This is a genomic window from Mycobacterium sp. 852013-51886_SCH5428379 (assembly GCF_001665575.1).
GTDB lineage: Bacteria > Actinomycetota > Actinomycetes > Mycobacteriales > Mycobacteriaceae > Mycobacterium.
In genome coordinates, this window is record NZ_LZSU01000051.1 from 264195 (window position 1) to 277398 (window position 13204).

At 70.3% G+C, this 13204-nt stretch carries 15 protein-coding genes; 11 read left to right on the forward strand and 4 right to left on the reverse strand.

Features of this window, described 5'->3' with window-relative positions:
• Nucleotides 1-12: 12 nt before the first annotated feature.
• From nadD to A5757_RS21410, 5 genes are read left to right on the forward strand one after another with little or no spacing between them, the layout of a single operon-like run.
• On the forward strand, nt 13-654 hold the full coding sequence (gene nadD / locus A5757_RS21390) for a nicotinate-nucleotide adenylyltransferase (protein ID WP_255360381.1): 642 nt from the start codon (nt 13-15) through the stop codon (nt 652-654).
• Nucleotides 651-1052, forward strand: coding sequence for a ribosome silencing factor (gene rsfS / locus A5757_RS21395; protein WP_066838416.1), 402 nt, complete (start codon nt 651-653; stop codon nt 1050-1052). Before nadD ends, rsfS begins: the two co-directional genes overlap by 4 nt.
• Nucleotides 1049-1726, forward strand: coding sequence for a glucosyl-3-phosphoglycerate phosphatase (gene gpgP / locus A5757_RS21400; RefSeq protein ID WP_066838419.1), 678 nt, complete (start codon nt 1049-1051; stop codon nt 1724-1726). Before rsfS ends, gpgP begins: the two co-directional genes overlap by 4 nt.
• A complete protein-coding gene (gene octT / locus A5757_RS21405) occupies nt 1713-2450 on the forward strand; it encodes a diglucosylglycerate octanoyltransferase (RefSeq protein WP_066838423.1) in 738 nt (245 codons plus the stop codon). Before gpgP ends, octT begins: the two co-directional genes overlap by 14 nt.
• A gap of 2 nt (nt 2451-2452) precedes the next feature.
• Nucleotides 2453-3289 (forward strand): DegV family protein, encoded by an 837-nt coding sequence (locus tag A5757_RS21410; RefSeq protein WP_066838427.1) that lies wholly within the window; start codon nt 2453-2455, stop codon nt 3287-3289.
• Between the two features lie 68 nt (nt 3290-3357).
• On the opposite strand, the gene A5757_RS21415 is transcribed toward A5757_RS21410, so the two are convergent.
• Nucleotides 3358-3606, reverse strand: a complete 249-nt coding sequence (locus A5757_RS21415) for a hypothetical protein (RefSeq protein ID WP_066838430.1) — start codon at nt 3604-3606, stop codon at nt 3358-3360.
• 114 nt (nt 3607-3720) lie between these two features.
• The gene (locus tag A5757_RS21420) at nt 3721-4779 is read right to left on the reverse strand and encodes a dihydrodipicolinate reductase (protein WP_066838433.1); all 1059 of its coding nucleotides are present in this window, start codon (nt 4777-4779) and stop codon (nt 3721-3723) included.
• A 143-nt stretch (nt 4780-4922) separates the two neighbouring features.
• Between A5757_RS21420 and A5757_RS21425 the strand changes: the two genes are divergently transcribed.
• From A5757_RS21425 to holA, 3 genes are read left to right on the forward strand one after another with little or no spacing between them, the layout of a single operon-like run.
• Complete coding sequence (locus A5757_RS21425) at nt 4923-5762, forward strand: ComEA family DNA-binding protein (protein WP_066838436.1); 840 nt, start codon at nt 4923-4925, stop codon at nt 5760-5762.
• Complete coding sequence (locus tag A5757_RS21430; RefSeq protein WP_066838439.1) at nt 5759-7336, forward strand: ComEC/Rec2 family competence protein; 1578 nt, start codon at nt 5759-5761, stop codon at nt 7334-7336. Before A5757_RS21425 ends, A5757_RS21430 begins: the two co-directional genes overlap by 4 nt.
• A gap of 8 nt (nt 7337-7344) precedes the next feature.
• Nucleotides 7345-8295: a DNA polymerase III subunit delta gene (gene holA, locus A5757_RS21435; RefSeq protein ID WP_156618648.1), complete on the forward strand. Its 951-nt coding sequence runs from the start codon at nt 7345-7347 to the stop codon at nt 8293-8295.
• A 21-nt stretch (nt 8296-8316) separates the two neighbouring features.
• Here the strand turns inward: holA and rpsT are convergent, their stop codons facing one another.
• Nucleotides 8317-8577, reverse strand: a complete 261-nt coding sequence (gene rpsT / locus A5757_RS21440) for a 30S ribosomal protein S20 (RefSeq protein ID WP_066838790.1) — start codon at nt 8575-8577, stop codon at nt 8317-8319.
• Nucleotides 8578-8897: 320 nt separating this feature from the next.
• Between rpsT and A5757_RS21445 the strand changes: the two genes are divergently transcribed.
• Genes A5757_RS21445 through A5757_RS21455 form a run of 3 tightly spaced genes read left to right on the forward strand, consistent with a single transcriptional unit; the run spans nt 8898 to nt 12253 of the window.
• Nucleotides 8898-10424 carry a circularly permuted type 2 ATP-grasp protein gene (locus A5757_RS21445; protein ID WP_231984078.1) on the forward strand — a complete coding sequence of 509 codons (1527 nt, stop codon included), beginning with the start codon at nt 8898-8900 and terminating at the stop codon, nt 10422-10424.
• Nucleotides 10425-10436: 12 nt separating this feature from the next.
• Nucleotides 10437-11411: an alpha-E domain-containing protein gene (locus tag A5757_RS21450; RefSeq protein ID WP_066838443.1), complete on the forward strand. Its 975-nt coding sequence runs from the start codon at nt 10437-10439 to the stop codon at nt 11409-11411.
• 2 nt (nt 11412-11413) lie between these two features.
• Nucleotides 11414-12253, forward strand: coding sequence for a transglutaminase family protein (locus tag A5757_RS21455; RefSeq protein WP_066838447.1), 840 nt, complete (start codon nt 11414-11416; stop codon nt 12251-12253).
• On the opposite strand, the gene A5757_RS21460 is transcribed toward A5757_RS21455, so the two are convergent.
• Entirely contained in the window at nt 12237-13097 is an 861-nt protein-coding gene (locus tag A5757_RS21460) for a ribonuclease Z (protein ID WP_066838450.1), read from the reverse strand. The two genes, A5757_RS21455 and A5757_RS21460, sit on opposite strands and share 17 nt — an antisense overlap.
• Nucleotides 13098-13204: the final 107 nt, after the last annotated feature.

Below are 13204 nucleotides of genomic sequence, written 5' to 3' on the forward strand. Positions count from 1 at the left end.
AGCTCGCTATTCGTGCAATCCCCACCTCGGCGGCTCGGCGTGATGGGCGGGACGTTCGATCCCGTCCACAACGGGCACCTGGTCGCGGCCAGCGAGGTGGCCGATCTGTTCGACCTGGACGAGGTGGTGTTCGTCCCTACGGGTCAGCCCTGGCAGAAGCACAACCGGATGGTCACCGCCGCCGAGGACCGCTACCTGATGACCGTGATCGCCACGGCCGCCAACCCGCGGTTCTCCGTCAGCCGGGTCGACATCGACCGCGGCGGGCCCACCTACACCAAGGACACCCTGCGCGACCTGCGCGCACTCAACCCCGACGCCGAGTTGTACTTCATCACCGGCGCCGACGCGCTGGCCTCGATCCTGTCCTGGCAGAACTGGGAGGAGATGTTCTCCATCGCCCGGTTCGTCGGGGTCAGCAGGCCGGGCTACGAACTCGACGGCAAACACATCTCCGCCGCCATGCGGGAACTTCCGCCGGAGGCGCTGTCGTTGGTCGAGGTGCCGGCGCTGGCCATCTCGTCGAGCGACTGCCGCAAACGCGCCGCCGAGGAGCGGCCGATCTGGTACCTCGTGCCCGACGGCGTCGTGCAGTACGTGGCCAAGCGCAGGCTCTATCTCTCCCCACCGCTCACCGAGGACGCACCGCTATGACCGCCACCGACGAAGCCATCCAGATGTCGACGATCGCCGCCCGCGCGGCGTCGTCGAAACTCGCCGACGACGTGGTGGTGATCGACGTCTCCGGACAGCTCGTGATCACCGACTGCTTCGTCATCGCCTCGGCGTCCAACGAACGCCAGGTCAACGCGATCGTCGACGAGGTCGAGGAGAAGATGCGGCTGGCCGGGCACAAACCGGCCCGCCGGGAGGGCACCCGCGAGGGCCGCTGGACGCTGCTCGACTACGTCGACATCGTGGTGCACATCCAGCACCAGGATGAGCGCAACTTCTACGCGCTGGACCGGCTGTGGCGGGACTGCCCGGTCGTCCCGGTGGATGCCGATGAGCCGCTTGCGCGAAGAGATTCAGATGAGGACGAGCAGGCGTGAGGGTTCGCCGCCTGGTCATGCTGCGGCACGGCCAGACCGAGTTCAACGCGGGCCGCCGCATGCAGGGTCAGCTGGACACCGATCTGTCCGACCTCGGACGCGAACAGGCGGTCGTGGCTGCCGAGGCGCTGGCCAAGCGCCACCCGCTGCTGATCGTCTCCTCGGATCTGCGCCGCGCCCTGGACACCGCGACGGCGCTCGGCGAGCGGACGGGTCTGGCGGTGGACGTGGACACCCGGCTGCGCGAGACCCATCTGGGGGACTGGCAGGGCATGACACACCTCGAGGTCGACGCCGTCGCCCCCGGCGCCCGGCTGGCGTGGCGGGACGACGCCCGGTGGGCGCCGCATGGCGGCGAGAGCCGCGTGGACGTCGCGGCCCGCAGTCGGCCGCTGGTCGCCGAACTGGTGGCCGCCCAACCCGACTGGGGGGCAGACGCCGACGGCGGCCAGGACCGCCCAGTGGTCCTGGTGGCCCACGGCGGGCTGATCGCGGCACTGACCGCCGACCTGTTGGGCCTGCCCGTCGACACCTGGCCGGTGCTGGGCGGGATGGGCAACGCGAGCTGGGTGCAGCTGTCCGGCCACGGCGGAGCGGATGCGCCCCTGGACGGCATCCGGTGGCGATTGGATGTGTGGAACGCCTCGGCGCAGGTCGGCCATGACGTCCTCTGAGAGGAGGACCCTCCTGGTCTTCGCCGACTCTCTGGCCTACTACGGCCCCACCGGCGGGCTGCCGTCCGACGATCCGCGCATCTGGCCCAACATCGTTGCCCGGCAACTGGACTGGGATCTCGAGTTGATCGGTCGCATCGGCTGGACGTGTCGGGACGTCTGGTGGGCGGCAACGCAGGATCCGCGCGCCTGGGCCGCGCTGCCCCGCGCCGGGGCGGTCGTCTTCGCCACGGGCGGAATGGATTCGCTGCCGTCACCGCTGCCCACCGCCCTACGTGAGCTCATCCGCTACGTGCGTCCGCCGTGGCTGCGCCGCTGGGTGCGCGACGGCTACGGCTGGGTGCAGCCGCGGCTCTCTCCGGTCGCGTCGTCGGCGCTGCCTCCGCACCTGAGCGCCGAGTACCTCGAAATGACTCGCGGTGCGATCGATTTCAACCGGCCCGGCATTCCGATCGTCGCGTCTCTGCCGTCGGTGCACATCGCCGAGACGTACGGCAAGGCCCACCACGGCCGAACCGGCACGGTGCGTGCGCTCACCGAATGGGCACAGGCCCACGACGTCCCGCTGGTCGACCTCAAGGCCGCCGTCGCCGAACACGTGCTCTCCGGGCGGGGTAACCCCGACGGCATCCACTGGAACTTCGAGGCACACGAGGCCGTGGCGGAGCTGATGCTCAAGGCGCTCGCCGAAGCCGGTGTGCCGTCGGCGGCCGAGGAGAGCTGACCGTGGCGGTGATCGTCGTCACCGACGCGTCGTCGCGGTTGCCGTCTGAAGACCTGGCGCGCTTCGACATTCGGCAAGTGCCGCTGCACGTCCTCGTCGACGGCGCCGATCTGCGTGACGGGATCGACGCGCTGCCCCACGATCTGCACGAGCGCCCCCACGTCACCACCGCCGGGGCCACCCCGGCGGAGCTGACCGACGCCTACCGGCGGGCGCTTGCCGACAGCGGCGGCGACGGTGTGGTGGCCGTGCACCTCTCGGCGGCGCTGTCGAGCACGCTCAGTTCAGCGGTGGTCGCGGCCCGGGAATTCGGCTCCGCGGTACGGGTGGTCAACTCACGGTCCGCGGCGATGGGTGTCGGCTTCGTCGCCCTGGCCGCCGCCCGCCAGGCCGCCCAGGACGCCGAGCTCGACGACGTCGAGGCTGCGGCGCGCGTCGCGGTCGGCCGCGGGCGGGCGTTCATCGTCGTGCACCGGCTGGACAATCTGCGTCGCGGCGGCCGCATCGGTTCGACGGCGTCCCGGCTGGGCACCGCGTTGGCACTCAAACCGCTGCTACAGCTCGACGTCGACGGACGGCTGGTGCTGGCGCAGCGGATCCGCACCGCGTCGAAGGCGCACGCCGCGCTGGTGGACCAGGTCGTCGAGGTGATCGGGGACCGGCGGGCCGCGGTCGCGGTGCACCACGTCGACAACCACGACGCCGCCGACGCGCTCGGGGCGGCCCTGACCGAACGCCTGCCGCAGATCGAGGCGCTCACCGTGACGGACATGGGTCCGGTGCTGTCCGTCCATCTCGGTGCGGGCGCCGTCGGCGTATGCGTCAGCCTCGCGGACTGAGTCCGCTGCGGACACGAAAATGGGGCGCCCCCGGGGGAAGGGGCGCCCCATGCTCATCAAGTGCGGTGTCAGCGGGTGGTGACGTACACGATCCGCCGGTTGTTGTCGTAGCGGACCGACACGATGCTGGACTGATCCAGCGGCTTGTTCATGCCCTGCTGGGTGACGCGGACCGTGTAGCCGCGGTCGTCGAGTTGGGCGATGGCGTCCTGGGCGTTACCGGAGCCGGACGGGGCGGCGGCGGCCGGGGCGGCCAGGCCGATGACGGCGGTGGCGAGAGCTCCGGCGGTGATGGTCGCGATTCCGAAAGCGTTCATGTCTCTGCCTCTTTGTCTGGAGATGTTCTGGCGTTCTGATCTGCTCAACCAGCAGGTCAACGGTTTTCATCCAGGTGGCAGTGATTGACCGTCGCGTGGCAGGAACCGACCTCCTCAGGCCGTCGCGACGCGGCCGGTGACCGGCGGTAGGTCCTTGAGCGTCACGATGCCCGGCGCAGCTGCCACGACCGCGGGTACGGCGTTGGTCACCGGCATCGCCGTGTAGATCATGCCGAGACCCATGAAACCGGGCTCGGTCCAGTCGCGGGGCGGCAGACAGTGCAGCACCGTGCGCATGTTGGGCAGCCCGAACACCTGGATCACGTGACCGTGCTCGAGGGGCTTCGGCGGGGTGACGTGATCACCCATGGTCCAGTTGAACCCGACGCTGACGACGTTGCGGTCGCCGACCCAGCCCCGGTGGTAGCCGTACACCCCGGCGACCGTGCCCGCCGGGATCGTCATGAAGCCGAGGTCGGAATCGCCGGTGGCGGTGGTGAACTCGACGTCGAAGGTAATCCGGTCCAGATCGGCGCCGATCGCGTCGGCCATCATCGCCGCCGACTCCGCGAACACCTCGCTCTCGCGGCGCACGCTCTCGGCCAACCCGGGGGTGTCCGGATCCTGGGAGAAGCCCATCGCGGTCTGGGTGCCCGCGGACTCGTAGGTCGAGCAGTCCACCGACTCGGTGATACGGATCTCTTCGACCCGCTCGCACGCCCCGGACAGCACCATGCCGACCATGTTCGTCATCCCGGGGTGGGCGCCGTTGCCGAAGATGGTCGAATTGCCCGCAGCGCAGGCAGATCCGATGCGCTCGAGGTCCTCGGGTGACTGCTTGCCGCCGGTGATCCAGGCTGCGCTCGAGCACACGTTCACGCCCGCCTCCAGCAAGCGGACCAGCTCGTCGATGTCCGGCCAGAGCGGGTTGTAGCAGCACGCGTCCGGGCGCAGCGCGATCAGCGCGTCGATGTCGTCGGTGGCGGTGACGCCGGTGGGTTCAGGCCACCCGGACAGCTCCGCGGCGTCGAGGCCGACCTTGTGGGCGCCGTGGGCGTAGACCCCGACCAACTCCATGTCGTCGCGACCGATGATCGCGTGCAGCGAGCGACGGCCGATGTTGCCGGTCGTCCACTGGATCACGCGAAGGGGGCGGTGCGTCGATCCGGTCACGGGTGGGCCTCCTCGTCGAGTTCTGTGTGCGCAGTAGACACTATGCGCCGCGGTTGTCCACAGGCGCCGGTTCATCCACAGGCACGCCGCCGGGTCCATCATCGGGCGGGGTTTCGACGGCGGCCGGTCCTACCGTCAGGCTCATGCGGACCGAAGAACCGGCCGAGCGGCTGCAGCGCAGACTGGGCGACGACGAACCCGAACGCGACACCACGCGATCGGACACCGCGCGGTCGGATACCGCGCTGTCGCGCTGGTTGCCCGATACCGCCGCGGCGTCGGCATCGTCGCGCCGGCCGGACTGGCTGGCCGCGGCTCGCGCCGATCCGGGCCGTGCGGGGGTGATCGGCCTCGCGGTCCTGGGCGCGGTGGCCGTGCTGGTCACGGTGTTCACGGTCTGGCGCGACAGTCCGCCACCGGTGGCCTCGGCGAATCTGCCCGAAGTGCAGATGATCTCGTCGGCATCGGGGACACCGACGGCGCCCGGGGCCGAGGCGCAGGTGGTGGTCAGCGTCGTCGGGCTGGTGCACAAACCGGGGTTGGTGACCCTTTCGGCGGGGGCGCGCATCGCCGACGCGATCGAGGCTGCCGGCGGCACGACAGCGGGTGCCGATCTGATCGGCCTCAACATGGCGCGCAAGCTGACCGACGGCGAACAGATCATCGTGGGGCTCGCCCCGGCGCCCGGTCAGCCGCCGACGATGGGCAGTTCGACCAGTGGATCGGCCGAAGCCGCGGGTCCCGGTCCGGCCGGCGCGCCGGCGTCGGGTCCGGCCGCGGGCGCTCCCGGTGAGCCGGTGAACCTCAACACCGCCACCCTCGAGCAACTGGACACGCTGCCAGGGGTCGGCCCGGTGACGGCGGCGGCCATCGTGGCCTGGCGGGATGCCAACGGCCCCTTCAGCAGTGTCGACCAGCTCGGCGAAGTCGACGGCATCGGCCCGGCGCGGCTGGCCAAGCTGCGCGATCTGGTCCATGTGTGACCGCGCCGGGGGACCCCCGCCGGCTCGATCTGCGCCTGGTGCCTGCGGCGTTGACCGGCTGGGCTGTCACCGCCGCGGGCATCCTGGGCGGCGGCGGGGCCGCGGTGCTGGTGCTGCTGGGAGGTGTGGGGAGCACCGCGGCGGTGGCGTGCTGGGCCGAGCGCGAGAAGTCCGTGGCGGCGGCGCTGCGGGGCGCGGCCGGTGGCCTGCTGGCGGTCGCGGTCCTCGGCGCGGCGTTCGCACTGGCCATCACGGTGCGTACGGGGCAGGCGCGCGAGCACCCGATCACGACGCGGTACGGCACCTCCGCGACGGTCACCGTCATCCCGACCGACAGCCCGCGTCCTCTCGGCGGCGGACGCCTGATGTTCCGCGGCGGCCTGCGACAGCTCGACGGGATCGAATCCTCCGGCCGTGTGGTGGTTTTCGCATCGGCTGCACGCTTCGGGGAGCTGAGCGTGGGCCGCCCGGCCACGTTCCGCGCCCAGGTCAACCGGCCGAACCGGCGCGACCTCACCGTCGCGGCGCTCTCGGCCACTGGTGAGCCGACGCTCGGCACCGCATCCCGGGTGCAGCGGATGGCCCACGCGGTGCGGACGGGATACGCCGACGCGGCGCGCGGCGTGCTGCCCGCCGATCAGGCGGCGATGCTGCCCGCACTGGTGCTCGGGGACACCTCGACGGTGCCTGCCGGCACGGTCGCCGACTTTCGAGCGGCCGGCCTGACCCACCTGACGGCCGTCTCGGGCGCGAACGTGACCATCGTGTGCGGTGCGGTGCTGCTCAGCGCCGGACTGATCGGTCCGCGCGCGGCGACCGTGCTCGCCGCGGCTGCCCTCGTCGCGTTCGTGATCGTGGTGCAGCCGTCGGCGAGCGTGCTGCGGGCGGCGGTGATGGGGGCCGTCACGCTGCTCGCGGTGCTGTCACACCGCCGTCGGCAGGCGATCCCGGCGCTATCGGCCAGTGTGCTGTTCCTGCTGGTCGCCGCGCCGGAACTGGCGGTCGACGCGGGGTTCGCCCTGTCGGTGACGGCGACGGCCGGGCTGGTGGTCGTCGCCCCGGTCTGGTCGGCGCGGCTGACCGGGCGCGGATGGCCGAAACCCGTGGCCGACGCCGTCGCGGTCGCGGTTGCGGCGCAACTGGTGACGGCGCCGTTGGTCGCTGCGATCTCCGGTGCGGTCAGCCTCGTCGGGGTGGCGGCGAATCTCGCTGTCGCCGCGGTCATTCCGCCCATCACCGTGGTCGGCACCGCGGCGGCCGCGCTGGGTCCGTTCTGGCCCGCCGGGGCGCGGCTGCTCATCCGGTTCACCGGACCGCAGCTGTGGTGGCTGCTGCGGGTGGCCGAATGGGCGGCCGCGGTGCCCGGCGCGGTGTTACCGGTGCCGTCGGGCTGGGCGGGGCTGGCGGTGGTGACGCTGGGCACCGGGGCCGTCGTAGCGCTCTGGGGCCGACGGTCGACACGGATGATCGCGGCCGGTGCGGGGGTGTGCGTCCTGGCGTGGGCGATCTCGGGTTCGGCGGAGGAGGCACTGCGGGCGGCGCTGTCGGTCCGGCGTGGCACGATCGGCGGGTGAGCGGATCGATCGATGGTCTCCATCTCGTGCTGGGAGACGAGGAACTGCTGGTCGAGCGTGCGGTGGCGGACGTGCTGCGGGCGGCGCGCAAGCTCGCGGGCACCGCCGACGTGCCGGTGAACCGGCTGCGGGCGGGGGAGGTCAGCACCAGCGAACTGGCCGAGCTGCTGAGCCCGTCGCTGTTCTCCGACGAACGGGTGGTGGTGCTCGAAGCCGCCGCCGAAGCGGGTAAGGACGCCGTGGCGCTGATCGCGGACGCCGCGGCGGATCTGCCGCCGGGCACGATGCTCGTGGTCGTGCACTCCGGCGGCGGCCGCGCGAAGGCACTGGCCGATCAGCTCAAGAAGCTCGGCGCCGAAGTCCATCCGTGCGCGAAGATCACCAAGGCCGCGGAGCGGGCCGATTTCGTGCGCCGGGAATTCCGTGCCGCCAAGGTGAAGGTCTCCGACGACACCGTCACCGCCGTACTCGACGCCGTCGGATCCGACATCCGCGAACTGGCCGCGGTGTGTTCGCAATTGGTCGCCGACACCGCCGGTGAGGTGAACCCGGCCGCGGTGCGTCGCTATCACTCGGGCCGGGCCGAGGTGAAGGGATTCGACATCGCCGACAAGGCGGTGGCCGGGGACGTCGCGGGGGCGACGGAGGCGCTGCGCTGGGCGATGATCAGCGGGGAGCCGCTGGTGGTGCTGGCCGACGCCCTCGCCGAGGCGGTGCACACCATCGCCCGCGTCGGCCCGCTGTCCGGGGACCCCTACCGGCTGGCCGGTGAGATCGGGATGCCGCCGTGGCGGGTGCAGAAAGCCCAGAAACAGGCGCGACGGTGGTCGCGGGGGTCGGTGGCCGAGGCAATCCGGGTGGTGGCGGCGCTCAATGCGGACGTCAAGGGGGTGGCGGCGGATGCCGATTACGCGCTCGAGTCAGCGGTGCGCCGCGTGGCCGAACTGGTCAGCGACTGACGGTCACGAGGACCGGAAAGCTCAGAGCTTGTTGAGCGCGAGCGCCAGGGCCGACTTCTTGTTGGCAGCCTGGTTCTTGTGGATGACGCCCTTGCTGGCGGCCTTGTCCAGCTGGCGGCTGGTGGCGGTGAGCAGCTCGGCGGCCTTGTCCTTGTCGCCGGTCTCGACGGCCTCGCGGAAGTGACGCACGGCGGTGCGCAGCGAGGACTTCACCGACTGGTTGCGGAGCCGGCGGCGCTCGTTGGTGCGGATGCGCTTTTCCTGCGACTTGATGTTGGCCACGTAGAGCTGTCCTTCGTCGTTCTCGGAGATGTGCGATCTCGGGGTGTGCGTGCAAAGAGTCATTCGGCCCGCGCGAAGTCGGCGGGCAGCGACTGTTCAGGGTACCAGCGCGGTCACGAATCTCCCAAAGCGAGCGCCCCTGGCCTGCCGGAATACACCTCGTCAGGCAAAGTGGTGGCGTGACCGCCCGCACCGTGCCCAGCGCACCGCCGAACGCCACCGCTCGATCGTCGCGCACGGGCAGCGCCAAAGCCCAGCCCCACGAGGGCGTCTTCGACGGGTACAACCGCGTCGGCGGCTACGACAAGGCATTCGACGAGATGTTCGACGCCCAGGGCAACGTCCGCGGCCCCTACAAGAACATCTTCGCCGAGATGGCGCCCTCGGACGCCTCCGAGCTCGCCGCGCGCACCGAGGCCCTCGACCGCGCCTTCATCAACCAGGGCATCACCTTCTCGCTGTCGGGGAAGGAACGACCGCTGCCGCTGGACCTGGTGCCACGCGTCATCTCCGCCGCCGAGTGGACCCGCCTCGAGCGCGGCATCACCCAGCGCGTGCGGGCACTGGAGATGTACCTCGACGACATCTACGGCGAGCAGGAGATTCTGCGTGACGGCGTCATCCCGCGCCGGCTGGTGACCTCGTGTGAGCACTTCCACCGCGAGGCCGCCGGCATCGTCCCGCCCAACGGTGTGCGCATCCACGTGGCCGGCATCGACCTGATCCGCGACGACAAGGGCGACTTCCGCGTCCTGGAGGACAACCTGCGCTCGCCGTCGGGCGTGTCCTACGTGATGGAGAACCGCCGCACGATGGCGCGCGTCTTCCCGAACCTGTTCGCCACCCACCGGGTGCGGGCCGTCGGCGACTACCCATCGCACCTGCTGCGGGCGCTGCGCAACGCCGCCGCCTCCAACGAGGCCGATCCGACCGTGGTGGTGCTGACCCCCGGGGTCTACAACTCGGCGTACTTCGAGCATTCACTGCTGGCCCGGCAAATGGGGGTCGAGCTCGTCGAGGGCCGCGACCTGTTCTGCCGCGACAACACCGTCTACATGCGCACCACCGAAGGTGAACGCCAGGTCGACGTCATCTACCGCCGCATCGATGACGCCTACCTCGACCCGATGCACTTCCGGCCGGATTCCGTACTCGGCGTCGCCGGGCTGCTCAACGCGGCGCGCGCCGGCAACGTCGTGATCTCCAGCGCCGTCGGCAACGGCGTCGGTGACGACAAACTCGTCTACACCTACGTGCCGACCATCATCGAGTACTACCTCGGCGAGAAGCCCCTGCTGGCCAACGTCGACACCTACCGCTGCTGGCTCGACGAGGAGCGCGAGGAGGTGCTCGACCGGGTCGCCGAACTGGTGATAAAGCCCGTCGAGGGTTCCGGCGGCTACGGCATCGTGTTCGGCCCCGACGCGTCGGGCAAGGAACTCAACACGATCTGCAAGAAGATCCGCAGCGATCCGCGCGGCTGGATCGCCCAACCGGTGATGCAGCTGTCCACCGTCCCGACCCAGATCGGCGACAAACTCGTACCCCGCCACGTCGACCTGCGGCCGTTCGCGGTCAACGACGGCGACGACGTGTGGGTGCTGCCCGGCGGACTCACCCGCGTCGCGCTGCCGGAGGGATCGCTGGTGGTGAACTCCAGCCAGGGCGGCGGGTCCAAGGACACCTGGGTGCTGGCCTCGCGCACCTCGGCCGCCGACAGGGAACTCGCGGCCGCGGAGGTGGTGCGCTCGCTGCCCGGCGCGACGAAGGGCGGTAAAGCCGAGAAGAACGGCGAATCGCAGTACACGCTCGATCAACAGCAGCAGCAACAGCAGCAACAGCAGTGAGGCGGTGAACTGATGCTGGCACGCAACGCCGAATCGCTCTACTGGATCGGGCGCTATGTGGAACGGGCCGACGACACCGCCCGGATCCTCGACGTCACGGTGCACCAACTGCTCGAGGACTCCAGCGTCGACCCCGACTGGGCGTCGCGGACGCTGCTGCGGGTGCTGGGGATGGAGGCGCCCGAACATGCCCTGGACGTGTGGTCGCTGTCCGACCGGGTGGCGTTCACGCGCGACTCGTCCGGCGGTATGTCGATCGTCGACGCGATCTCCGCAGCCCGCGAGAACGCCCGTGGCGCACGCGAAGTCACGTCGTCGGAGATCTGGGAATGCCTGAACACCACCTACAACGAGCTGCCCGAGCGCGAACGTGCCGCCAAACGCCTCGGCCCGCACGAGTTCCTCTCGTACGTGGAGGGCCGGGCCGCGATGTTCGCGGGTCTGGCCGACTCGACGCTCTCGCGTGACGACGGCTACCGGTTCATGGTGCTCGGGCGTGCCATCGAACGGGTCGACATGACGGTGCGGCTGCTGCTGTCGCGCGTCGGCGACAGCGGTTCGTCCCCGGCGTGGGTGACGCTCCTGCGCTCCGCGGGCGCTCACGACACCTATCTGCGCACCTACCGCGGCGTCCTCGACGCCGGGCGGGTCGTGGAGTTCATGCTGCTCGACCGGCTGTTCCCGCGGTCGATCTTCTACTCGCTGCGGTTGGCCGAGCACAGCATCGACGAGCTGCTCAATCGTCCGCACAACCGGCTGGGCGCGACGGTCGAAGCCCAGCGTCTGCTCGGCCGCGCGCGCAGCGAGTTGGAGTTCCTCCAGCCCGGTGTGCTGCTCGAATCGCTCGAGGCGCGGCTGGCCGGTCTGCAGCAGACCTGTTACGACGTCAGCGAAGCGCTGGCGCTGCAGTTCTTCTACTCGGCGCCGTGGGTGGCGTGGACTGATGCCGGCCGCAACACGTCGGTGATCGAGGAAGGTGAGATCTGATCATGTGGCGCATGCGCGTGGTGCACGCGACGGGATACGCCTACAAGTCGCCGGTGACCGCATCGTTCAACGAGGCGCGGCTGACGCCGCGGTCGGACAACCGGCAGAACGTCATCCTCAACCGGATCGAGACGGCGCCGGCCACCCGGCAGTACCGCTACGTCGACTACTGGGGCACCGCGGTCACCGCGTTCGACCTGCACGCTCCGCACACCGAACTCGAGGTGACGGCCTTCTCCGTGGTCGAGACCGACGTCGACCAGGCGCCCGAAGAGCCCATCACCTGGGACGACCTGCGCGGACCGGCCGTCGTCGACCGGTTCGACGAACTGATCACCCCCGCACACTTCACCCCGTACAGCAAGCGGATCGCCCGGGTGGGGGAGCGGATCGCCAAGTACCACGAACCGCACGAAGCCGTCACCGCCGCGGCGAACTGGGTGCACAGCGAGCTGGAGTACGTGCCGGGCACCACCGGCGTGCACTCGTCGGGCCTCGACGCGCACCGCGAGGGCAAGGGCGTCTGCCAGGACTTCGCGCATCTGACGCTGATTCTGTTGCGCAGCATGGGAATTCCCTCGCGCTATGTGTCGGGGTATCTGCATCCGGACCGGGAGGCCGCCGTCGGTGACACCATCGACGGGCAGAGCCACGCCTGGGTGCAGGCCTGGACCGGCGGCTGGTGGCATTACGACCCCACCAACGACAAGGCGATCAACGAGCAGTACGTCAGCGTGGGCGTCGGACGGGACTACGACGACGTCTCCCCGTTGAAGGGCATCTACTCCGGCGAGGGGTCGACCGACCTGGACGTCGTCGTGGAGATCACCCGGCTGGCCTGACCGACACCCCGGGGTGCACCTCGACGCGGTGCAGATCGTCGCCCAGTTCGATCTGGCGGGGGAACACCGACGCCGCCAGCGCGCGCCACTCCTGCTCCTGGCCCGGGGCGATCGCGGGCACGTAGTGCGTCAGCACGAGGATGCCCACGCCGGCGCGCTCCGCGGTGGCCGCGGCCTGCTCTACCGACGAGTGGTAGTCGCAGATGTCCCGGATCCGTTGCTGCGGAAGGCGTTCCACGAGGTCGTGGCGGATCACGGTGTGCACCAGCGCGCCTGCGCCGTCGGCCAGCGCGTCGAGGCTGGCGCACGGCACGGTGTCACCGGCCAGCACCACCGAAGCCCCGTGGTGTTCGATACGGAAACCGATCGTCGGGGTCACTGGCCGGTGGTCGGTGGGGCCCACGCTGATCGACACCTCGTCGCGTCCCCACACCACTCCGTCGGTGACCTCCTCCACCTCGACCGGTGGCGGCGTCGTCAGGTCGTCGTGGTGTGCGATGCGGTAGCCGATGTCGAAGCTGAACGCCTTCAACATGTTCTCCACGACCTCGGCGGTGCCGGGTGGGCCGATGATGGGCAGCGGGGGCAGGTCCTGATCGAAGTTCGACACCCAGCGCGTGATGATCACGTCGCCGAGGTCGGCGATGTGATCACTGTGCAGGTGGGTGAGCAGCAGCGCCGACAGTTGGGTGGCGCTCACCCCGACCGCGGCCATCCGCTGCTGGACGCCGCGGCCGCAGTCGGCGAGGAACGTCTGCCCGCCCGCGCGCACGAGGGTGGAGGGTCCGGCCCTCCGCGGATCGGGAATGGGGCTGCCGGTGCCGAGCAGAGTCACTTCGATCATGTGCCCATACCTAGCTCACCGCTCGTTGGATTTGGTCGGATTGGGAACATCCGCGCTTTCGTTCCGCGGCCAGCGCCGGCGACCTAACCTGGTGTGAGCTGAGTCAC